General features: G+C 52.4%; 21 protein-coding genes. 14 read left to right on the top strand and 7 right to left on the bottom strand.

The window, feature by feature from the left end:
- The first annotated feature begins 43 nt into the window (after window positions 1-43).
- Window positions 44-511, top strand: coding sequence for a DinB family protein (locus NST37_RS18065; RefSeq protein ID WP_327970302.1), 468 nt, complete (start codon window positions 44-46; stop codon window positions 509-511).
- A 91-nt stretch (window positions 512-602) separates the two neighbouring features.
- Here NST37_RS18065 and rpsD read toward each other — a convergent pair whose 3' ends face one another.
- Both rpsD and NST37_RS18055 read right to left on the bottom strand, forming a co-directional pair.
- A complete protein-coding gene (gene rpsD / locus NST37_RS18060) occupies window positions 603-1,202 on the bottom strand; it encodes a 30S ribosomal protein S4 (RefSeq protein WP_003389184.1) in 600 nt (199 codons plus the stop codon).
- A gap of 325 nt (window positions 1,203-1,527) precedes the next feature.
- Window positions 1,528-3,834 (bottom strand): YcdB/YcdC domain-containing protein, encoded by a 2,307-nt coding sequence (locus NST37_RS18055; protein WP_327956266.1) that lies wholly within the window; start codon window positions 3,832-3,834, stop codon window positions 1,528-1,530.
- Between the two features lie 222 nt (window positions 3,835-4,056).
- Here NST37_RS18055 and NST37_RS18050 point away from each other — a divergent pair, with 222 nt between their 5' ends.
- The 7 genes from NST37_RS18050 (at window position 4,057) to NST37_RS18020 (ending at window position 12,891) form a co-directional block, all read left to right on the top strand.
- Window positions 4,057-4,638 carry a histidine phosphatase family protein gene (locus tag NST37_RS18050; protein WP_003389186.1) on the top strand — a complete coding sequence of 194 codons (582 nt, stop codon included), beginning with the start codon at window positions 4,057-4,059 and terminating at the stop codon, window positions 4,636-4,638.
- Window positions 4,639-4,664: 26 nt separating this feature from the next.
- Window positions 4,665-6,935, top strand: a complete 2,271-nt coding sequence (locus tag NST37_RS18045; protein WP_339185627.1) for a diguanylate cyclase — start codon at window positions 4,665-4,667, stop codon at window positions 6,933-6,935.
- Between the two features lie 54 nt (window positions 6,936-6,989).
- Entirely contained in the window at window positions 6,990-7,985 is a 996-nt protein-coding gene (locus NST37_RS18040) for an MBL fold metallo-hydrolase (protein ID WP_339185626.1), read from the top strand.
- A gap of 115 nt (window positions 7,986-8,100) precedes the next feature.
- Complete coding sequence (locus NST37_RS18035) at window positions 8,101-9,012, top strand: hypothetical protein (protein WP_031933110.1); 912 nt, start codon at window positions 8,101-8,103, stop codon at window positions 9,010-9,012.
- A gap of 512 nt (window positions 9,013-9,524) precedes the next feature.
- Complete coding sequence (gene refZ / locus NST37_RS18030; RefSeq protein ID WP_024982858.1) at window positions 9,525-10,142, top strand: forespore capture DNA-binding protein RefZ; 618 nt, start codon at window positions 9,525-9,527, stop codon at window positions 10,140-10,142.
- A gap of 49 nt (window positions 10,143-10,191) precedes the next feature.
- Window positions 10,192-12,687, top strand: coding sequence for a septation ring formation regulator EzrA (locus NST37_RS18025; RefSeq protein ID WP_339185625.1), 2,496 nt, complete (start codon window positions 10,192-10,194; stop codon window positions 12,685-12,687).
- A 6-nt stretch (window positions 12,688-12,693) separates the two neighbouring features.
- Entirely contained in the window at window positions 12,694-12,891 is a 198-nt protein-coding gene (locus NST37_RS18020) for a hypothetical protein (protein WP_003389193.1), read from the top strand.
- 290 nt (window positions 12,892-13,181) lie between these two features.
- On the opposite strand, the gene NST37_RS18015 is transcribed toward NST37_RS18020, so the two are convergent.
- Complete coding sequence (locus NST37_RS18015) at window positions 13,182-14,468, bottom strand: NAD(P)/FAD-dependent oxidoreductase (RefSeq protein WP_003389195.1); 1,287 nt, start codon at window positions 14,466-14,468, stop codon at window positions 13,182-13,184.
- Between the two features lie 66 nt (window positions 14,469-14,534).
- A complete protein-coding gene (locus NST37_RS18010) occupies window positions 14,535-15,380 on the bottom strand; it encodes a GNAT family N-acetyltransferase (RefSeq protein ID WP_003389196.1) in 846 nt (281 codons plus the stop codon).
- Window positions 15,381-15,548: 168 nt separating this feature from the next.
- On the opposite strand from NST37_RS18010, the gene NST37_RS18005 reads away from it, so the two are divergent.
- A complete protein-coding gene (locus NST37_RS18005) occupies window positions 15,549-16,628 on the top strand; it encodes a M42 family metallopeptidase (RefSeq protein WP_003389197.1) in 1,080 nt (359 codons plus the stop codon).
- Window positions 16,629-16,646: 18 nt separating this feature from the next.
- Window positions 16,647-17,153 (top strand): hypothetical protein, encoded by a 507-nt coding sequence (locus tag NST37_RS18000; RefSeq protein ID WP_003389198.1) that lies wholly within the window; start codon window positions 16,647-16,649, stop codon window positions 17,151-17,153.
- A gap of 116 nt (window positions 17,154-17,269) precedes the next feature.
- Here the strand turns inward: NST37_RS18000 and NST37_RS17995 are convergent, their stop codons facing one another.
- The 3 genes from NST37_RS17995 to NST37_RS17985 form a co-directional block, all read right to left on the bottom strand.
- On the bottom strand, window positions 17,270-18,682 hold the full coding sequence (locus NST37_RS17995; protein WP_003389199.1) for an HD domain-containing phosphohydrolase: 1,413 nt from the start codon (window positions 18,680-18,682) through the stop codon (window positions 17,270-17,272).
- Between the two features lie 110 nt (window positions 18,683-18,792).
- A complete protein-coding gene (locus NST37_RS17990; protein WP_003389200.1) occupies window positions 18,793-18,933 on the bottom strand; it encodes a hypothetical protein in 141 nt (46 codons plus the stop codon).
- 173 nt (window positions 18,934-19,106) lie between these two features.
- Window positions 19,107-20,366, bottom strand: a complete 1,260-nt coding sequence (locus NST37_RS17985; RefSeq protein ID WP_003389201.1) for an MFS transporter — start codon at window positions 20,364-20,366, stop codon at window positions 19,107-19,109.
- A gap of 311 nt (window positions 20,367-20,677) precedes the next feature.
- Between NST37_RS17985 and NST37_RS17980 the strand changes: the two genes are divergently transcribed.
- The 4 genes from NST37_RS17980 to NST37_RS17965 all read left to right on the top strand — a co-directional run bounded on the left by NST37_RS17980 (window position 20,678) and on the right by NST37_RS17965 (window position 22,757).
- Entirely contained in the window at window positions 20,678-20,908 is a 231-nt protein-coding gene (locus NST37_RS17980; protein WP_035979042.1) for a hypothetical protein, read from the top strand.
- Between the two features lie 160 nt (window positions 20,909-21,068).
- Window positions 21,069-21,380, top strand: coding sequence for a YtrH family sporulation protein (locus NST37_RS17975; RefSeq protein ID WP_003389202.1), 312 nt, complete (start codon window positions 21,069-21,071; stop codon window positions 21,378-21,380).
- Entirely contained in the window at window positions 21,377-21,856 is a 480-nt protein-coding gene (locus tag NST37_RS17970; protein WP_031933106.1) for a hypothetical protein, read from the top strand. Before NST37_RS17975 ends, NST37_RS17970 begins: the two co-directional genes overlap by 4 nt.
- Window positions 21,857-21,980: 124 nt before the next feature.
- Complete coding sequence (locus NST37_RS17965; protein WP_003389205.1) at window positions 21,981-22,757, top strand: sporulation protein; 777 nt, start codon at window positions 21,981-21,983, stop codon at window positions 22,755-22,757.
- Window positions 22,758-22,855: the final 98 nt, after the last annotated feature.

The raw sequence follows: 22,855 nt of genomic DNA, 5'->3' as shown, positions 1-22,855 counted from the left end.
AAAAGGGGAGTCCGAAGACTGTCGGAAATGGGAGTGGAAACGCATGGTGAAACGGCTGATCGAAGACTACGCAAATGGAAGTGAAAAGCTCCGCAGGTCCATCCACGGACTGACTACAGAGGAAATGAGCTTCAAGCCGGGGCCGGAAAAATGGAGCATCCACGAGATCATCGTACATATTTGCGATGCGGAGATCGTAGGCGTGCAGCGGATGAAGAAGGTATTGGCAGAAGACCGGCCGCTCCTGACCGGGTATAATCAGGATGCCTGGGCGCGTTCTTTGGGTTATTCGCAGCAGAATGCCGAGCGGGCCTTGCAGTTGTTCCAGTTGCTGCGTGAGGAAATGGCGTCTGTACTGCAGCGGGTGAAGGATGAAGAGTGGGGGAGAGAAGGCATTCACACCGAAGCGGGTCCGCTTTCGCTGCTGCAGTTGTTGGAGCGCTATGTCAACCATGTCCATGACCATCTGGCACAAATTGAGCGGGTAAAAGCGGCATATGCCGCCCGTTAGCCCTTAAATTCGGAAAGCACTTCTGTAAAGGCTGCGGAGAAAACAAAAAGAGCAGGCCAGTAATGGCACTGCTCTTTTTTTATCCGAAAGATTAACGGCTGTAGAACTCAACGATCAGAACTTCGTTGATTTCAGCAGGCATTTCTTCGCGGTCTGGCAGGCGGTTGAACGTACCTTCCAGTTTGTTGTCGTCGAACGTGATGTAGTTCGGCAGGAAGTTGCGTGCTTCCACAGCATCCTTGATGATTTGCAGGTTGCTGGATTTCTCGCGAACGGAGATCACGTCGCCTGGTTGTACGCGGTAAGAAGGAATGTTAACTTTTTTACCGTTTACCAGGAAGTGGCCGTGGTTAACGAGCTGACGAGCAGCAGGGCGAGTTGGAGCCAGGCCCATGCGGTATACCACGTTATCCAAACGGGATTCCAGCAGTTTCATGAAGTTTTCGCCCAATACGCCAGCCATTTTACCGGCTTGCTCGAATGTGCGGCGGAATTGCTTCTCGCTAACACCAAACATGTGGCGCAGCTTTTGCTTTTCTTGCAGCTGGATACCGTATTCGCTCAGTTTACGACGGTTGTTGTGACCGTGTTGACCTGGAGGAAAGTTGCGTTTAATGTCTTTGCCTGTACCATCCAGGGAAATGCCCAGACGACGAGCCAGTTTGTGACGAGGACCTGTGTAACGTGCCATGTTTTCATTCTCCTTTAAGTTGGATTCGCAGGTGTTTACTTCCGCGAGGCTAGTTTCGTCTTTAGCTACACGAACTTCGGACGGTAGCATTTCCGCATCGTGCTCCTTGGCAGGAGTTCAGCCGCAGCCTGCAAGGGACGAAACTAAGAGGGTCTACCTCCCGTTTTTACCTACAATCAATGCCACCCTGTACACATACAATCAATATTATCTTTTCTTTTAGGAGAATGTCAAGAAAAAATGGGGAGTTGCCTTGTTTGCAGCACGCGGCTGTCTGTCTCTTTTGCCTCTATTTTCTTCTCGCCATGTCCTCTTTCAGTGGCTCTCAGAATCGGGGATTCTCGTCCAGCTTGCTGCGCACCTCCAGGAATCGCGAAAAGGCGATGGCTGCATCGGCCCGGGAAACGGTGTCCTCCGGATGGAATTCCTGGCCGCTTTTCATGATGCCCAGCGAAGTGACAATCACGATGGCCCCACGATTTTTTGACTTGGCGATATCGGTTAGGTCGGACTGGAACATGTCCGAGTAATCCGCCAGCTTGCGATATCCAAGCGCCCGTACCAGCATGTCGGCCAGCTCTTCACGGGTGATTTTCTCGTCCGGCCGCAGCGAGCTTGCATTTCTGTCCAGAAGCCCGCGGTCAACCGCAGCCTCTACGGCAGCAAAATACCTGGATGTATTGGCCACATCGGCAAAGCTTGCCTTGCGTTCCAGTGAGATGCCAAACATCCGTCCCTGGTTCAGGCTGATCATCAGCATTTCGATCATTTCACCGCGCGTAATCTCTTTTTCCGGCATAATCTTTCCGTCAACAAGGGAGAGCGCATCGTACTCGTACATCAACAGCAGTTCCTTCTCGGCCTTGTGTCCATCCAGATCGGAAGGCGGAGTGCGATGCAGTTCAATCGTTTTCCCCGTCGCCGTGCTGCGCCATTCCCCGGATAAGGCATCGAGGAAGTACCCTTGCTCAAGCGGAGTGGTCGTCATGCGGTAGACCAGTTTGGCCTTTCGCTCCGGCAGAGGGGCGATTTCGACACCACCCTTTTGTTCCAGCGGTTTTACCGGGAGCTGCTCCAGCATGTAAACAGCTTCCGGCTTCGCTTCTTTCAGCCAGGCTTCTGCTGCTTTGTCGGCTGAGATGTGATCGCCGAGCCGGGATGGATAACTTTCCCGTCCAAAGTCGAGGTTGAATGACATCAGCTCGCCGCTTTTTTTGTCGTAGGTAAGATGGGCCGATCCCGAAGCTGCCGCTATGCCGTTTACCAAGCGGAGGAAGCGTACGGTGTAGGACGTGTCCGGCTGCTGTTCGCCCGTTTCTTCTTGCGGCGGATCGAGATAAAGCCGGTTGGCCCAGGTGGGCGCGAATTTTTTCAAGTCCTCAACCGCTCTCTTTTCGATTGCTTTTGGATTCGTCTCTTGTTTTGTAGCGGCCGCCTTCAGGGTATCAGGCAAATTGGTGTAAAAGCTGTACACATCGCCGGTGATGGCATCGACCGCAGCCGAAGCAAAAACCTGCTTCTCTTTATTTTCAAAATCGAGATTCCAGACTGGCCTGTTGCTGCGGTGGTCGCTTTCGCTGTAATTGGCAGAGCGAAGTGCATAGCCTTTCAGCCCAAATACCTGATCGACCAGAGAGACGGCTGCATCCTGACTGAGCGGTTTTCCGGCATTGCGAGGCGACAACGGCTTGCTGCTGGCCGGAACAGGCTCTTCTTCTGGCTTTGCCGGTTTCAGCTGGGGCGTCAAGAGAGTGCCGTCCGATCCGTCCAGAAACAGTTTGAAGGGATTGTCGTAGGCCAGGATCGGCTTATCCCTGTTTTCCCCTTGGGCTTCCCAAGGCACTACGTAGGACAGTGTGGGCTTCAGCGCTTTTTGGAAAAGCTCGGCCGCCTCTTCGGAAGATATCATTTTGCCAGGGCTTTCAAAGGTGACGTCATCGTTCCAGGAAACCGAGTAATTGGTCACCTTTCCAGAGGAGTCAACGGTAATATCCACAGAGTTGTCCGGGAACGGAATATCGTCCACGAGACGGACAAAGCGAAACGCATAGGAAGCGTCTGCATTCAGCGGAGTTTTTTGCACCGGCTGATCGTCATGGTACAGTCTCGTCTCCTTCCATTTCGACGGAACGTTGGCGGAGAAAAACTCCTCTGCTTTTTTCCGGGCGTCGTCATACGAAATGCGGTTGGCGTAATCAGGCTTGGATGCGTTCCTGTTGTACGATGAAAAGGACGTCAATTCTCCCGTGTCGGCGTTGATGCCCACACTGTAGGAGTGTTCGATTTCCGCATCGTTCTTTGATTTTTTTACCCAGTAAAACGTCCATTCCGGAAATGCCCGCCAGGGATCGGCAGAGCGGAAGGAGACGTTGTTGAGCTCCAGGCCGGCGGTCGAGACAAATTTGCCGGCAATTTTCATAGCCGCGTCTTTCGAGATTTTTGCCTTGCCTGATTGCGCCGAAGCAGGCTGGCCAGCCGACCCTTTGGAAGCAGGCATGGCAGGAGAGGCTGCGCTGGCCGCGTTTGCGTCTGCGGGCAAAGCTGCTCTCGTCTCCCCGTAAGCAAGCGACCCGGGAGCCAGCAGGCTGGCGGTCAAGAGAATCGATCCGGAACGGACCAACAGTGTTTTCATAATTTATCCCCCCAAGTTGTATCTGACATCTTGCCACTACAACTTCTGACGCAGGGAAGAGAAGCGGCGTTTCAATAGATTGGAAGAAAAACAAACGGAGGAGGAGAAAAATGGGAATTTTGTCCTGGTGCAAAAGCGAATCGTTATGGAATTGCAAACATTCATCTTATATAATAAATAAAGAGTTGTGAATACAAGCAGTACGGCTGAGGAGGAAACGCATTGCATACTGTCATCTACCTCGTTCGCCACGGAGAAACAGATTGGAATCTGGCTCGCCGAATTCAAGGCCACAGTGATATTGCCCTTAATGAATCAGGGAGGAGCCAGGCTCAGAAGGTAGGTGTCCGCTTTCGCGGTGAGACGATTCACGCCGTTTACGCCAGTGATTTGGCCCGCGCACGGGAAACAGCCCAGTGCATCGCCGAGAATGTCGGCTGCACCGTTTCCACTCTGACTACCTTGCGCGAGCGTTGCTATGGAGAGTGGGAAGGGCTGACCTATGAAGAAATCAAGGTCCGTTTTGCAAATATGGACGAGACAGCGTGTGGAATAGAGACGTTTGAGGATATGCAGCAGCGCGCGGCTGCCGCGTTGACCGAACTGGCCGACCGCCATGCGGGAAAAGCGATTGTCGTCGTTTCTCACGGCGGGCTGATTAACAGCTTCCTGCACGGTGTGACAGGCGGCCAGCAGGGAACAGGAATCACCCGAATCGACAATACGGGGATCAACGTGTTTCATTACGTTGACCGGCGATGGGAAGTAGTTACAGTAAATGATACGGACCATTTGGAAGACTGACAAAAAGTGGAGAGAGGGAGTATTGCGTGTCAAGTAAAATGTTGGGGAAGTTGGAAACGGTCTTTTCCTACATGGCCCACTTCATGCTGCTATCCTGGCCGGAAAAGCGCCCGGGCATTCTATTCTTGACAGATTCAGCCGGAATCCTGGTATCGTTCATGGAAATGCAGGTCGGCCAATCCTGGAATCCCAACAAACTCTGCCTCCAGGCGGGCAATAAGCTCATCGACGAACCCCACTCTCCTGTCTCCCAAGCGTTGCGTACAGGAGAGATTTCCGTACAGAAATCCGGAGACGGCGATTTGGTTTGGGGAGCGTTTCCGTTAAAGGAGCATGACGGCCGTATCAGAGCGGTGATTGGCATGGTCGCGCCTCAACAGGAGATCGAGTTCGAGCTGGCTTCGTACATGAGGGGGCTGGAAGCGTTGATTCGGATGGGCTATGACGCATATATTCAGCATGCGACGAGCGACATCATCATGAAGCTGAACCGCCATGAGAGTACGAAGGACCTACTGGAATGCTTGATTCATCAAATTGCCGAAATCATCCAAAAAGGCAGCGTATCCGCTGTAAAGCTGACCGAGGTCGGCACCCTGATCGTGCCGGAGTATTTTACGACGCAGGCAGTGGATGGAAAGGGATGCCACATTACGCAGTTGGCTGCGCGTTTTGCGGGAGTGCCGCTGACCCCCTCGGTGGAGGATGGCTATCGCACCGTCATCCTGCCGATTACTTGTGAAGGAAGACCGCTGTACGCCCTGTTTTTACATCTATCTCCCGAAGAACGAGAAACGTATGACGAGCGGGACGTAGCATTTCTGCAAGAGGTAGGCGAAAAGGCGAGCTACGCCCTCAAAAGAACGATGGTAGCCGACGACTTGCGAAGGGATGCGAGCAAAAAAGATCTGCTCTATCAATTGATGACCAAGATCCAGGCGTCAATCGATGTAAATGACGTACTGAACGAAATCATCAGCAGCATCCGATCCTTGTATCCGCACGCCGTTGTTGACCTGTTCCTCACCGTCGAAACGAATGCGACGACACCGGTTAAGCCGCTCTCCTTCCAAGACGAGGATTGTTCCACAAGCACACGCGCCTATCTGGAAGGAAGCCTGGTCATGGACTACGAGGAGCGGGATGGAGTCACGGTAACCGTGCTTGCCGCACCACTGCTAGGCAAACAGGGCATTTACGGGGTATTGCAGTTGACTACGGACAGGACCGTTTTCTTAAGTCCACATGAGACGGAGTATATCTCGATTTTGGCTGAGACGGCGGGAAAAGCTTTTGAAAACGCCCAGTTGTATCAGCAATCCCGCAATCTTATCAGAGAATTGCGTTTGATTAATGAGATGGCCAGACAGCTGAATCGAAGTCTGAATTTGCAGGAAATCCTCGACTTTGTAACCAAGATGCTTCTGGAGACCTTTTCTACCGAATTTTGCGCCATTTTACGCAAGGAGCAGGGAAAGGAAACCTTTGAAGTGATTTCTTCTTCCCATCCCGAGTGTCAGGGGCGGATTATCCAAGCCGGAGAAAAGCCGATTTCCGAAATACTATCAAGCAAGCAGGCCCTGCTGCTCGTACAACCTGGCTCCGGGCCGCTGTCCTTCTCCTTGCTGCCTTGTTCATCCGTGACGCCGATTGCGTCCCTGATGGGTGTTCCGCTGGTCGTTGAAGGCGAACTGGGAGGCGTCCTGATCGTTGCTGATTCTCGCCATCATTTCTTTAGTTTTGACGATTATAAGCTTTTGGAAATTTTCGGACAGCACGCCAGTTTAGCCATGACCAATGCCATGCTGCATAACGAAGTGGAGCGGATGGTCATCACAGACAATTTGACCGGGCTGTACACGCGGCGCTATCTGAATGAACGCGTCCGGGCCTCTCTCGAAAAGGACGGCTTTGGCTCGTTGATTCTGATGGATATTGACTATTTTAAAGTCGTCAATGATACATACGGCCATCAGGTAGGGGATGAGGTTTTGATCCAGGTCGCCAATCAGATCAAAAGCCATATCAGGGAAAGCGACATCCCCGCGCGCTGGGGAGGAGAAGAGCTGGCGGTCTATCTGCCCCGGGTAGACAAGCTCACTGCACAAGCGATCGCAGAGAGGATTCGCTCTTTTGTTGAAAAAGAGACTTCTCCAAAAGTTACGATCTCTTGCGGTCTGGCCAAGTGGAGCAAGGAACGAAACAGCGATATCAGTGTGGAGTCCCTGTTTTATCAGGCGGATATCGCTTTATACGAGGCAAAAAACAAAGGGAGAAACCAGGTTATATTAGCGTAGGAGCCGTCTGGGCTCTTTTCTTTTGGAGAGACGACGGGAAACAGGAGGGCTACAATGACGACAGAACGTCCAAACAGACAAGCGGCGGAGGTGGCAAAGGGGGTCTATTTATTGGAAATCCCCACCCCGTTTTCCGTTGGTCCGGTGAATCTATACGTGATCAAGGGAGAGCGTCTGACTTTGGTTGACACAGGTCCGCTGACGGATGAGGCGTGGGAGACTTTCGTAGCGGGTCTGAAGTCAATCGGCATCCGACCGGAAGAGATCGAGCAAATCGTCCTGACGCATCATCACGTGGATCATTGCGGACAACTGGAGCGGATTCGCCGGGTATCGGGCGCATCTACTCTCGCTCATCCGCTGGCCATTCCGTATGTAGAGGTGGACGAGGACTTTTTATCCTTTCACGACCGCTTTTTTTATGATCTGTACAAAGAGAGCGGCGTACCGAACGACAAGCTGATCATCATTCAAAAGTACCAAAAGCTGATGATGACCTTCTCGGAGCGAAGCCGCATTGATGTACCGCTCAAGCACGAACAAACCGTTCCCGGCCTTCCCGGGTGGCGCGTTTTATACACGCCGGGCCACTCCCAAAGCCATCTTTCCCTGTACAGGGCGGAAGATCGGGTCATGATCGCAGGCGATCACATCATCAAGCGAATCTCGTCCAATGCGTTTATCGAACCGCCCCGCGATCAGTCGGCTGCGCGTCCGCTGACCCTCGTCCAGTATCGGACTGCACTGCAGATGTGCGCGGATATGGAGATTGATTTGGCATTGTCCGGACACGGGGAGCCGGTTGTGGGCCACCGCGAGCTGATCTTGCAGCGCCTGCAGAGAAATTGGGAGCGGACCGATATGCTGCGGCACTTGCTCGCTGAAGGGGAAAAGACCGCATATGAGCTGACCGCCATGCTATTCCCCATCCTGTATGAAAAGGAACTCCCTTTGACGCTATCCGAGACGTTGGGACATATTGATTTGCTGACGATCCTGCATCAAGTGGAATGCAGAAAAAAAGAGGGGGTTCTCTATTACTCGTTGTGAGTGAATGAAGGTAAAGGGACGCTCTCCGGCTGCCGGATCTCTCAAGCAGAATATCAAGCAGAATAAGCCTTTTCTTCCTCGGAAACCCTAATGGCGACGAAGAGGAGGGACGAAGATGCGCAAAGGATGGAGCATCGTGATGCTTGCCCTGCTTTGTGGAGGCCTGACCGGCTGCAATCAGATGGGGGTCAAGCAAAATGCGGATTCCGCTTTTGAACAGGTCCGTGACCGTTTTTCAGAGCAGCAGGCTTTTGCTTTTCACGGCACGACCAAGCTCGTGACAGGCGATACCGCCAACGGCAACGTAGTCAGTTTTTCCGGACGCAAAACAGGCGATGACATGCTGATGAGAGTCGATTTTGCCGTTCCCGAGCAAAAACAGGCGAAAAGCGTGTCGCTGCTGAGCAAAAATGAACAGATTTACGTTCGGACAGAAGGAAGCGCCGGTTGGAAAAATACAAGCGGCCAAGACACGGTCTTTCGCCAGGAAATGAACAACTGGGATCCAGTGTTCGCTATGGAGCAGATCAATCAAATGAAGAAAAGCGTACTGCCCCTGCAGGATCGCGCCCCAGAGGATGACATCGAAGCAGTGCGGATTTTGATGGACTCGACGAAACTGAAAAGCTGGCTGGCGGAGCAGATGAAAAGTCAGGCGAGCGCCCGGACCCAGTCTCATGCCGGTGGCGCTGCTGTCTTGCAGACAGAGGCAATTCACCAGCCTCGTTTGAAATACGCGTTGACGCTCTCGGACGGAACATGGAACCGGCCGCGGACGGGAGCCACGATACAGGCGACCGAACCGCCAGTGGACGAGATCATTGACCAGATGGAGCTGGAAGCGGAATACACCATTTACTACAACAAAAATACGAAGCTCCCGACCAACATGACGATGTCCATACGCTCGGAATACGATATGAATGACCAGCGAGTCCGCGAGTATACGCAGGTGGAGACATACCTCCAAAACTACGGACAGGCCATTCCGGTACCAGACCCGACTGCGGCGGGGGCCACAGGGTAATTGGCTTTATGCGGGCAGCTTTCCGTATACGTTCACTCTTGTGCAAGAAGGGAGAGTGGACGTTTTTTTATGCGGACAAAAAGATATTCAGCCGGTAGTGTCATACGATCGCAGCTGTTGCAATAGGGATGGCATAGTTTAGCTCGCCACCGCCTTCGGGAATATCGTATGTAACGATTGACGGGACTTCAGCGTATTTCTTCATGGAAAAGCTTTTGGTCCTTTCCTTCGAGGTTGAAAATCTTGTGCCCTCTGCTCTATAAGGACTGCGAAAAGAAGGGCGGCAGGGAAAGTGTGACCAACCAGAACTGTCGGATAAATCGTTGTAGTGCATGCAGGTTTCCTCTGTCATACTTTTATCATACTTGAAATTTCTGCAGGAGGAATCCTGGAAAACTTTGTCGAACTACTAACAAGACTATCTTTTTATGGCGAATGGTCTGTAAAATGAAGTAAGATACCTCCTCTGCGACCTTCATCGGAATGGCGGAGCGAGGAAAGGGGCAGGCAGAATGGACCAGACCAAATTGCGCATTTTGTCTGCAGCAGCAACCCTTTTTGACCAAAAGGGGTACCATGGAACCAGTGTCAGACAAATTGCTGAAGCAGCCGAAGTGAATGCCGCCCTGATTTCGTATCACTTCAAAGGGAAACAGGGTGTTCTCGAAAGGCTGATTTCTTACTACTTTGAAACCTTGTTTCAACAGCTGGAACAGCTCGAGGAGAGCGAGAAAGACCTTCTCCCGATGGAAAGACTGGAAGGGGTCATCCGGCTTTATGTCACATTTCAAAGCGAGCACGCGGCAACGACAAGGCTGATCCAGCGAGAGCTGAGCGTGGAGTCGATGTTGGCCCGTGAAGTGATGACGCTGTATATTAGCCGCTGGAAACACGGAATCGCAAAACCGATCGAAGAAGGGATTGCGGCCGGCGTTTTTATGCCTGTGTCTGTGGAACACGTCCTCTTGATGACAGCAAGCCAATTGATATATCCTTTTCTCCATCCCCAAACAGTGCGGGAGGTTTACTATCTGGAGCCTGCTTCGGCAGAATTTGCAGAGTGGCTGCTTGCCGAAATCATGCGTTCTTTGCATGGATGGCTCTGTTTGCCTTACAATCAGCAAAAGTAAAAACAGCTTTGCCTACAGGGAATTTTGACGCTAAGGGGTTGTCCTAACCGTGAAGAAGAAATGGATCCTGCTCTGCCTTGCAGGAATGATGTTATATAGCCAACCGGCATTGGCCGCGCCTTTCCCGGATAAAACGGATGCAGTCGTACAGGACGCAGGAAAATATACGAAACCAGAGGATCAGAAGAAACTTACAGAGGCAATCAAGCAGCTGCCGGGTACATACAAGGTCGTCGTCGTCGAAAGCACGCAGCCAGAGGCGCAAAGCCCAGACGAGTATGCACAGAAGCTGTACGACAACTACAATTTGCCGGAAGATGCGATGATGATTGTGCTGGATATCAATACCGAACAGCTCGGTGTTTATGCCGGTCCTGCGCTCCAGGCGAAGGGTGCCAGCATGACGATGCTGCATGACAAGGTGACGGCTTACTATGAGCCCTTTCGGAATCAAAAGGATTACTTGTCCGGCATCCAGACGTTTCTCGATGAGGTTGCCGCTGAACTAGACAGACAGCAAAATCAAACGCAGCCTGCCAATAACCCTGCTGCAGATGAAAGCACGCAGGAGGAAAAAGCCGAAAAGCCTGCTTGGGCCAAGCTTCCTTGGTGGTTGTACGCCATTGGGGCCGTCTTTGCAGCTTTGTCTGTCGGTCTGATCTACGCGATGATCAGACGCCGGGCCATTTTTGCCCAAGTGGATGATGTAGAGGATTGGAAAGACGAGCTTGTCGAGAAAATCAACGTAATGGAGATGGACAAGCCGCTTCGCCGGGCTTCCGGAAAGACGGAAGAGAAGTACATGTTCCTGGCAGACCGCAAAGAAAATCTGCTGCGAAATCGCATACCGGATGTCGATATGATGATACTTGACGCGGAGGAAGCATGCGACCGCTTCCGCTTCAAGCTGGCCTTGGGACTGCTGGACGAGGCGAGAGAGACGTTGACCTCCATCGAGCAGGAGCTCAATGACTTAAAACAAGACACCGTCAAAGTGGTAACGACAAAAAAAGAAAGCAAGCTCGCTATCCCGGAAATCGGCAAACAACTGGAGCAGGTGGAGCGCCGCCTGTCCGATCTGCGTCTGGAGTACGGATTGTCGTTCCATGAGCTCAAGGCCGGACTGGATGAGGCCTACGCCATTCGCACCCGAATTAAAGAAGTGCGGGCAGACGGCGACGATGTCGCTGCGTACGATCTTACCTTGAAAGCGCAAAAGATTTTGGGCAGGATCACAGATGCGATCGATAGCATTCCGAAATGGAACGAGCGTATCCGCAAAGAGCTTCCCGAAGAGTACCGCCAGCTGGAGGAAGGAATTGCACAAGCGGCAAGGGACGGATACGATTTGAACCGAAGTGTGCTGGACAACTCTCTCCTGCAGGCAAAGCAGCTCATGATGGCTGCCAAGGCTGCTTTGGAGGAAGGGAATCTGGAGATGCTGGAGACCCACGTGAAGGCATTTGAGGTTCTGCTTGACTCGACCTATCAAAGTATCGAAGAGGCCATCCTGACCGAGCGAAATGGAGCCGCCTCCGCTCAAGTGGCAGCGGCTGCTTCCCCGACTGCTTACCCGGCTGAAGCAGAGTCGATGGAACCGGAGATTATCGGTTTTGACATAGAGAGATCTGCTGTCTCTACTGGTCACCAAGAGAAGGCCGGCCAAGAGAATACGATCGAAGAACATTCAGAGAGGGAAGGCAGTACACAAGCGGCTCCTCCAATCAGCCAGGAAGCACTTGAGACGATGGCTGCAGCAGCACCTTCTGTCGAACCGGATGTGGCCCGTTTGCAAACGGAGCCGGAGATCATCGGTCAGGTTTTGCCTCCGGTACAAGAGATGCGGGAAGAACGGCCTTTTGCAGGGGCTGCCAATGAAATAAGCGGCGCGGAGCGGGCAGAGCTGTTGAACAGTGCCGTTGACAGGAAAAAGGACAACGCCGCAGCTCCCAAGCGTCAAGAACCGGACTATGACGAGGACGACGAGGAATACGAGCTCGTGATCCCGAAAATGGCTTCGGATTGGCAGGAAGAAGAAGCGGAAGAAGAGGCGGAGCGCCTGGTGATCGAGACCGAAGACGAGGCGTTGGATGAGCTGGAACGCATCTCCAATGCATTGGTCCGGATTCGCCAGCAGATTAAGCGAAGCTATTTGCCGGGTGTACCGGAGCATTTGAAGTACTTGTTTGAAGACATTGTGCAAATTTTGGCCCGCATCCAGGCAGTTATGGAAACGTATCGCTATGACATCGAGGAAGTCGCGATGCTGATCAACGATGCCAATGAGTTGCTGCTGGAAACGGAGCGTTTGGCCGAGCGGACGATTTCCGACTGCCAGCAGGCGGAGGGGGCCATCCAGTACACCAATCGCTACAGAAGGCAAAATCGGCAGGTAAACGAACTTTTGACAAAGGCCGAACAGGCATTTCGCCAACTGTTGTTTGCTGAAGCGTTCCAATTGGCTGAAGAAGCCCGCCTGATCGTGGAAGGCGATCCGGAAGAGACGGAAACGCGCTGGCTGCTGCGGCGCAAGAAGAAGGGGTGAAGCAGCTTGCTCCTGCCCATTTTCCTCCTCGCCGGCGGGATCTTGCTGATGATCCAGCCGCGAACCAAGCGGTGGCAAGCGCGTTTGCTCGCCCACTTCAACGGAAATGAACAAAAGGTCAAACAGAGAGCAAACACCTTCTTTTTGTTAGGGTTCGCGTTTATCATGGCAGGACTCGCCTTATTGTATCGTGTGACAACATGATAATCGCAAGAAACACGGCTTCGCCTTTCAGTGGCGAAGCTTTTTTTGCGCGGTGCCCATATTCTCAATGCGTACAAGCGGAAAAGAGCGGTTTGCACACAAAAAAAAGAACGTCGACTGTTGGATCGACGCCCATCTAGAAAGATAAAGGGAGTAGAGGTGTGAGAATCGGAATCCTACTGCTAGGGGGAGTAGAAATCCATTCACTCTTCTTCGAAAAAGAGTACCCACAAGCTAGTTTCCCCGTATAGAAAAAGCCTAAACCTCTTCGAGAAAAAATTGTAGAAATTTTATCCGCGTTTCTCCAGCGCAGCTTGGGCACTATGCGTACCGGCGACATATCCCGAGGAAAAAGCGATGGTAATGTTGTATCCGCCCGTATGAGCATGGACGTCCATCACCTCTCCCGCGAAGAAGAGTCCCGGCATCAGCTTGGATTGCATCGTCCGTGGATCGATTTCCTTGACGCTGACACCTCCACCGGTAATAAACGCTTCCTGCAAAGAAAGCGTGCCGGTGATCGTCAACGGAAACGCTTTGATCAACTGGGCGAACTCTCTCCACTGCTGTTTGCGCATGTGGCTCAGCGTCGTTTCTTCGGAAATACCCGCCATGGACAAAAGAATCGGGATCAGTCTGTCCGGCAGATAGCCTTTGCAGACGTTTTTCACAGCCTTTTTGGGCTGCTCCTCCAACAAGCGCCAGCTCTCTTCGGCAACTTCGTCAAGATGCTTGTGAGGCATCAGGTCAATCGTCAGAGGGAGCGGGACCTGGCCGTGTTTCTTCTGGGTGACGGAGACATAGTGTCCCAGACGCAGGGCAGCAGGGCCGGAAATGCCAAAATGGGTAAAAATCATGTCGCCTTCCTGCGTACTGACCTTCTTTTTCTTTTTCGGATCATACAAAGTCAATTCCACTTCGCGAAGCGACAAGCCCTGCAGCGATTTGTCCCGGATAAAGGAATCGGCAGCAATCAGCGGCACTTCGGTAGGATACAGGTCGGTAATGGTGTGACCGGCATCCCGCGCCCATTCGTAGCCATCTCCAGTAGAGCCTGTCTGCGGAACGGAGCATCCGCCTACCGCGATTACCACACAGGGTGCTTTCAGATGCTCGCCGCTTTTCAATAGCACGCCGTCCGTATGGCCGTTCTCGTACAGCACTTTCTCCACGGGACTGTTTAAGCGAAGCTCGACACCCTGGTTTTTGATCCGCTCGATCAGAGCGTTCGCCACCGTCACAGCTTTATCGGTGACGGGAAACATGCGCCCGCGGTCCTCTTCTTTTAAGGCAACGCCCAGCTCTTCAAAGTACCGGATAATGTCCTGATTGTTAAATTGAGAGAGTGCGCTGAACAGAAAGCGTCCGTTTCCGGGCATTTGCTTGATCAGCTCGTCCAGCTCCTTGGCATTCGTAACATTGCAGCGGCCGCCTCCGGAAATGATCAATTTGCGTCCGAGCTTGTTGCCCTTCTCCACCAGACAGACACGGGCCCCCTGGGAAGAAGCGGCAATGGAAGTCATCAGTCCGGCGGGACCGCCGCCAATGACGATGACATCGTAGTGACTAGCCTTCATCAGTTCTCGTCCTTTTTTCTTAGGGTATGATTGTACGTCTATTGTAGCACAGGAAAAGGAGCGAGCCTATTTTGCCCCGGCAAGCCTCTCACCTTGCAGCACGTCTTCAAGGGAACGCTTTTCCAGAATGTAAGAGGCGGTCGACTGCTGCCGGCAAATCCCGGTTACGATGTACCCTTTGGAAAAGTAGTGAGTGAACAGCTCGCGCGTGGCTTCCCGCCAGGCAGCGGCTGCTCCCATATCCGCCTGTTTGACGGCCTGGAAGTGCGCAGGAACAGGAAGCGACAAGCGCTCCTCCGATTGATCCAGATGTATTCCTGCTGGCTGCACGACACCGTTTTTCTCCTGATAGAAAAGGACGGCCGGAAGCCCGCTGGCGTCAGGTCGAACGCTTTTGCCGGCGTGGTGCTGCATGACGCGGTCGCTTGCGATATGCCAATCCAGTAAAAAACGGTCGGTCGGCAGACCCCGGTTCATATCATCTGCCAGTTCTCCGTAGCAGTTTGGAATATAGCGATGAACCACGCCGCCCAACTTGACCAGATTCAGGTAGGCATTGACCGTCTCAAGCGGGTCGTAGGTCCAGGTAATCCTTCGGTAGCCCTCCGCCAGTGCTTCGCTGCGCTGCATCCATTTCATCTGCACCCCCAGGCCTTGCTTCCGGTATTCAGGCAAAAAGCCGAGCATATGCGAGCAGAGATGCAGCTCCTGATCCGTGTAGCCGGGAAAGCTGTAGAGAAAGCCGATCATGCGGTCGCCGTCGAAGGCGCCAAGAAACAATCCGCCGAATTTGGCCAGTGTCAAGGTCATATGGCTAGGAACGACAGATGATTCGCTCCAGACTGCACTCTCCAGTTCCTCCAGCTTTTCCAGATCCGTTTTCTCTGCCAATTTTCGAAAGGTAATATTCATCGGCGTGCCTTCCTTTCCATTCCGTATCCATAGCATGTGACAGTTAACCATTCGCTCCGGGAATTCGGGATTCCTGCACATCGGGTGTTGCAGTACGGGATGGCAGGTTGCATCCCGGCAGTCCCTGATCAATAATAAAAGGGATGTACGAGAGAAGGGGGTACTGGTATGGAAAACCAGTTTCAATGGAACCTATGGAAGCGACTGACGGAAGCACCGGGCGTATCCGGCTTTGAAGGGCCTGTGCGCGCGATTATGCGGGAATACATAGGAGCATATACGGATGAGATTGTTCATGATCGTCTGGGAAGCATGTTTGGAGTTATGCGCGGCAACGAAAATGGACCGAAAATTATGGTCGCCGGACATATGGATGAGGTCGGGTTTATGGTCACCCGCATTTCGGAAAAAGGATTTCTGTCGTTCCAGACCGTTGGCGGCTGGTGGGGACAGGTTCTGCTTGCTCAGCGGGTACAGGTGATTACGCCGCAGGGAGCGATCGAAGGGGTCATCAGCTCGATCCCGCCGCATGTACTGAGCGACGACCAGCGCAATCGCCCGATGGATGTCCGCAACATGTACATTGACATCGGGGCCGATTCCCGCGAGGAGGCGGAAAAAGCGGGAGTTCGTCCGGGGCAGCAGATCGTTCCGGTATGCCCGCTCACCCAGATGGCCAACCCGCGACGGATCATGGCAAAGGCGTGGGACAATCGCTACGGCTGCAGCCTCGCTGTCGAGCTGGCCAAAGAGCTTCACGAGCATCGCGATCATCCCAATGTAGTCTATGTCGGAGCGACCGTGCAAGAGGAAGTCGCGGGTACACGGGGGGCCAAGACCGCGGCCGGCATGATTGACCCGGACCTGTTCCTGGCAGTGGACGCCAGTCCGGCGGGCGACATTCCCGGAGTAAGAGAAGGCGGAGGAAAACTAGGCGGCGGCGTTCTGATGCGGCTGTATGATCCGATGTACATCATGTCGCCCAACCTGCGCGATTTCCTCATCTCTGTCTGTGAAGAAGAAAACATCCCTTACCAGATCTACATCGCCAAAGGGGGCACCGATGCGGGCGTCGTCCAATATCATGGCACAGGGGTACCGTCTGCGGTGATCGGCATTCCGTCCCGCTACATTCACAGTCATGCGGCAATCATCGACCGGGATGACTATGAGGCAGCGAGGAAGCTTCTCTTTGCCGCTGTAAAGAGGCTTGATAAAGCGACATATGAAAGCATCCTGCCGCGATAGGGAAGGAGGAACAGGACGATGCAGGCCATAACCCTTTATGTAAAACAGCAGGGTGAACAGACCTCGTACGAGTACAACATTTACGATAACAAGTTTTCGCCGAGCAATCTGGCTGTGCGGAAAGTGTTGATGGCCATGCTGGAAAGCGTCCGTCAACGCCTGACCCATCTGGAAATCGAGTACAATGATCAGATGCTCGCTGACAATTGGGGGGCAAAGCGTTCTGCGGAGTGGCTGGTTTTTTTGGGGGCGACGCGAGACAGCATACGCGAAAACCGGAGCGGCGATGTGATTGTCAGCAGACAATTTCGGGCTCCGATGACGGCTGAGCGGTATGATTTCTTTTATACGCTGACCGATATTTCCACGTTTCCGCATTATCGGCTGCAGGAGAACGAGACAGACCGGATTGTGTTCTACTTCTCCCGCTATCTGCAGCTCATCGCGCCGCAGGAGGAAGCCGAAGCTTTTCTCGCAAAGTTGGAGGAGCTTCATCTTCCTTATAAATTAGTTCGTTTGGATTAAAAATTCCCGATTGCCAGCCCGGCGTCGAAAAACAAAAGCCATTTAGCCGTTTCCTTTGGCCAAATGGCTTTCTTTATGCTCAAAGCAGCAAAAGAGTATGGATTTCGCACATCCATTCAACTGCTGACGCGATGGATATAGGGCATTCCGTTTTTATCATGAATCCGGTCAATCATTTCAGTGACTCGCGAGATGTGGTGAGCATGGAAGAAGGTTTCTTCTGTCATGCACCGAAAAAAGGCAGCCACTACTTCCGGGCAAAATTGTGTACCGGCATTGCGAATAATCTCGTCGCAAGCTTTGGAATAGGAGAGCCCTTTTCGGTATGCGCGGGAGGATGTCATGGCATCAAACGAGTCTGCGACTGCGGCCACCCTTGCCAGCAGCGGAATTTCCTCGCCCGCGAGCTGATCAGGATACCCTTTTCCATCGTAGCGCTCATGATGATGGCGTGTTATGCATAAAATGGCGTCAATTTCAGCGGAGTTTTGCCTGCCTGCATCGGCGTACAGCCTTTTCAACAAAGCCTCGCCGCGTATCGGATGAGATCTGATAATTTCATACTCTTCATCTGTCAGGCGGCCCGGTTTTAGCAGTATGCTGTCCTCAATGCCGATTTTGCCAATATCGTGAAGAAGTCCGCCTGTGTACATCGTATCCAACGTTTTTTCATCCAGGTTCATGCTTTGGCCGATGACCCGCATGTAAAAAGCGACTCGCTGGGAGTGGCCCGATGTATACGAATCCCTTTCCTCCAAGGCGACGGCCAATGTTTTCAAAATGCCTTGATTGGTCTCCGCGAGCTGTTGGCCGCGCAGAGTGGAGCTGAGCAGCGCCTTGTCCTTCCGTTTCGTGTTATAAAAAAGAAATGCGGTGATCAGATAGCTGCCAAGAACCAATAAAACCAGTAAAGATTTCAACAAGGAAAGCTGATGGTAGAAGTCCGACTCGGCTGTGGTCAGGCTTACATGCCAGTCCCACTCGGGAAAATACCGTGCTACGGCGATTTTCGTGTCGCGCGTCTCGGTAGTCGGGTCCAATGACGGGTATGTAATAACGGTTTTTCCTTTATGCAGCACTTCACGAACAAGTGTCCGCCCATCAGCATCGGACAATTGAAACATGTTTTGCCCTTCCAGATGCGGGTGCACGAGCAAGTTGCCTTGCGAATTAAAGACGATAAAGGCATCTCCCGAACTCAAGGTCAGCTCCACATCGTTGGTATTGCGGGTTCCGTCCGGGAGCCTGGTTCCGGCCAACAATTTCTTGGCACTCTCTTGAGCCTCTGTGCGAGTTATCGAGTTGTCTTTGACCCGTTTGTCAAACAAGCTCAGTATCTGGAAGACGGAGTTCAACTGTCGGTCCATCGCCTGTACTTCGTTCTGGTAGTAGAGAAGCTTTGTCTGGGAGTAACCGAAGAACACGATTACGGAAAAGATGATAGGAAGCAACATAAGGAACAATGGATAAAGGCGCGTTATGGTCGTTTGCGTCGTTTTCGAAGGCAAGGCGCTACGTCCTTTCCGCAATTTGGTATTCTTCCTCCTCATAATAGGCGAAATCGCTTTAACCTTCAATAAATTCACGAATAATGTCGAAAAAAATAGAGGAAGGGATGGTGATCGCCATCCCTTTCAAGTCATGTAGAAGGGCGGTTTGGTCCCTCCAGTTTTTTATTCCCGTACCCCGGCTGATCATTTTGCACGGAACGAGGCTGTCTGTTGTCTTCGCTTCGTACCTCTTGGTTATTGGAGAAGCGCTTTTTCGATTCGTCCATCATGACCTCCTAGAAAATCCACTGCTGGCGGTTAGATGCCCGCCAGCGTGCAAACTGTCGATCCTGGATGTTGTCCTCAGCCTGTATGAGCAGAGAAGACAGGGGGATGCGCTGAAGCAGTTGCACCTTTTCCTCCTGAATGGGGGGACCATCTTGTTGTGTCCGTTCATCCATCTTTATTTGACACGCTCCTTTTTAGGCATAAAACGGGACTGGATCGGCCCTGCGGCCTCGCTTCCCTGCTTGTGACGCGGCATGGCGTAGAGAGCGAACAATCCCATAACGACAGCGAGAATGATTGTCGTAATGGCGTACACCACCCACGGATAGGGGCTCTTGACCCCGCCCAATCGCTCTACGAGTGTGCCGCCAACAGTTGTGCCGATGGCGGTGCCGATACCCGATACAAAGTTGGCAATCCCGAAATACGCCCCCAGCCATTCCTCTTTGGCAAAGTGACCGACGAGGCTGTCCTGCACAGGCATCAGAAGCATTTCCCCGATGATGAACAGGACGGCAGCAGCGCTCAGCGTGGCAAAGCGGTCCGCGAACCCGATGCCGAACAAACCGGCGCCTATCATCAGGATTCCCGCAACGAGCGATAAATACGGATTGATTTTCAGAAGCACAAAACGGGAAATCAGCCCCTGAAGCAGCACCACACTTACGGAATTGATCGTCCAGATCAGCCCGATCAAATGAGCGGAATGCAGCACGTACTCGCCGCGCAATGGCAGCACCAGCGTGAACTGGGCATAAAAGGCCCAGATCAATAGAGAGAGTCCGGAAAAGAGCAAAAAGCTCCGATGCCGGAAAATATGCCGGTACTCCGATAAGGGCGTGCGTTTGCAATCAGGTCCGACGCAGCGGTCGTTCGGCAGGGTAAACAGGATGCCGGCAGCAAGCAGCAAAAAAACAATCGAGGCCAAGACAAACGGATACAGATCCTTGGTGGTCATCCAGGTGATCGTCAGGCCCGCGATGATAATGCCGAGGTGAGCGAAAATCCCTCTCCAGGAAAAAGCTGCGGTCCGCTGGGTGTTGTCTACGGTGTCAGCGAGCAATGCTTTGATTGTCGGTGCCAGAAATCCAACTCCCAGTCCGTTCACACCTGAGAAAAACAGCAAGGCGGCGTAGCTGTCGCTGTAGTGGTAGCCGAGCATCGCAACAGCCTGGAGCAGTGCTCCCGCCAGCATGATCGAGCGCCGGCCGAGACGGTCGGACAGAGGACCTCCCAAAAGGCTGCCCGCCTGATACGCGATACTGCCGACACCGAGAATGATGCCGACCTGTCCGAGAGAGAGGGCACGGGCTTTTTTTAGGAAAATGGGAAAGATCGGCACGATCAGAAAGGAGGCCAGGTGCATGAAAAAAACCAGGACGAGCAGCAGTGCAAATATTTTGTTCCGCCATAGCTTTCCTGCCGCAACGGTCATAGAGCCGCCTCCTCTTTCGTTTCGGCAATCTTCCCCTAGTATGCATGTTCCCGTAGCCAGTCTATGCACCCGAAAATAGGCGAGAGCGGAATTGAAGGGATAACAGGCTTTCGTCCAATCCAACGGGTGCCTCTCGACATATACCTATACTGTAAAAAAACTGTGGGCATACATGGTGCAAGGTTGCGTCAACAAGGAGGGACAAACGTGAGAGGCTTTTTTGCAAATCACGAAGGGTTTGAAGTAGTGATTTGGATTCTGGTGATCATCTTTCTCCTCTCCATTTTCTTCGACGAAGGGATCGATTAAAGGTGAGTGCATACCGTCCGATTCGCCGGTTAAACCGCTATTACAAAAGAAATGACGGGTTTCGATCCTGGGTTAAGGCTAATGAACAGTGGTTTCGGGAAAATCCGGAAGTATTCCAGCAGGTTCTGCACAATCCCAATATGGTCAATCTGTTCATGGATCTGATGATGATGAACTCCGCGCAAATTCAAAAGAGACTTCGGCGAATGAGGGGACGAGGGAGAAGAGGCTGAGGGCTGCATACAAAAACGGCGTGTCGCTGGCGGCATGCCGTTTTTGCGTGTGTGAGAGCCGTTTGGCTGGGAGCCATATAGCTAGGGACATATAGCCTTTCATATTTGTCCAGCCTCCGGCGTAGGGATAGACTAACGCTGTCAAGCCGGAGGGATGGAGATGGGGCAGGTCATTTTAACCTTTTTTGTGGCGTACGGCATTGTGGTCGGCGGTTCCCTGTGCGGTGGATTGGGCGCTTTTTTAAATGAAAAGCCGCCGCTCTGGTCCATTCATGATTTGGCTGACCAATTGAAAATATGGGGCCTTGTAGGTGCCTTGGGCGGAACGTTTGACTCCTTTTTGCAGATCGAAAAAATCCTCGCGGGCAATTTTTCGCCTGTGTTCAAACAGCTTGTCATGATCGTTGTCGCCTTCCTCGGGGCACATATGGGGACGATTTCGATTCAATGGCTGGTCCAGGTGCGTTCATGAAGGTTATGTTGTGGAAGCGTTACGTAGCTCTCCTGCTCATAGGCGCCATTCTCGGCGGGTCGGGAATGCTGTTTATTTACGGCAGGGAAATGGAGCAGATGATGCTTGTCAAGCGCAGTCTGGAACTGCTGAACGAAAAGCTGATGGAGGAAAATCAGAGCTTGAAGCAGTCGGAAAAAGTGGCCCGGAGAAAACAAGAGGTGGTCATCGATGAGATTCGGGTCACCGTCCTGGATTCAAAGCTGCATGAAACGATTCAACTGCAAATGACAAGGCAGTTGGAAAAAGACTTGGCTTCCCTGAAAGGAAAAAAAGTCGAGCAGGTGGCAGAAGTCCAGGAGATGCTCCATGAAATGCTGCGGAGAAGAGAGTACATCATCGAAGGAACGATGGTCGAGGTGCGCGTCAAAACGGTGGCGATCAGCCGGATTCTCCACTTGTTCGTGACTGCTGAAGTAAAACGCGAGGATATATGAAGATCGGGAAATCTATTTTCGGCAGCGAAACTTTTATTGCGACCCGCCGTATAAAAGGTACAGAAGCTTCTCACTGCATGAAAAAGCAAGGCAATCGATGCGTTGGTAAGGGGAGAATGAGTCCATGTCAATGTTTAAAAAGCTGTTGGCAAGCGTAGGTATCGGGGCTGCCCAAGTAGATGCCCGCCTGGAGAACGATTCGTTGATCCCGGGAGAATGGGTAAGAGGTGAGGTCCACATCACAGGTGGCGATGTTGCACAGGATGTGGACGAAATTTATATGTACGTCGTCACGCATTATGAGCGCGAGGCAAATGATCGCAAGGTAAAGGAAGAATGCACGCTCGGCAAGTACCGTCTTTCTGAACGGTTCGTGCTGAACCCGAAGGAAAAGAAGGTCATTCCGTTTTCCTTCCAGCTTCCGTACGAGACTCCGCTTACGATGGGACGGCAGCCTGTGTACCTGCGTACCGGACTGGACATTAAAAATGCCATCGATCCGGGAGATTCAGACTTCATCGAGGTTCGGCCGCATCCGCTGATGGAAAAAGTGCTGGACGCGATTCAGTCTCTCGGCTTTCAATTATTCAAAGTGGATTGCGAATACAATCGTCATCTCGGGCGCTCTTACCCATTTGTGCAGGAGTTTGAGTTCCGTCCGACAGGCCCCTACCGCAGCCGACTGGAGGAGCTGGAGGCCGTCTTTTATTTGAAGGAGGGAGAACTGGAGGTTCTTCTGGAAATGGACAAACGAGCTCGCGGTTTTCTGGGAGCCTTTCAGGAAGCCTTCAATCTGGACGAACGCTACGCCCGTTTCCGGCTGACCCAGGCTGATTTGCATCGACCGGTCTCGGCGATTGCCGAAGGGATCGAAGAAATCATCCGTCGGAATATTCACTAGCAAAAGGCCAAGCCACGCTCTGAAAAAACCAATACGCATTTGACAAAAACACGCGGGAGTGTGAACGGCACCCCATTTGTTAGGCACAGCTAACATTT

The sequence above is a fragment of the Brevibacillus sp. FSL K6-6036 genome (assembly GCF_037964015.1).
Taxonomy (GTDB): domain Bacteria; phylum Bacillota; class Bacilli; order Brevibacillales; family Brevibacillaceae; genus Brevibacillus; species Brevibacillus borstelensis.
Note: the sequence above shows the minus strand (reverse complement) of the source record. Positions and strands in the feature narration are given on the sequence as shown.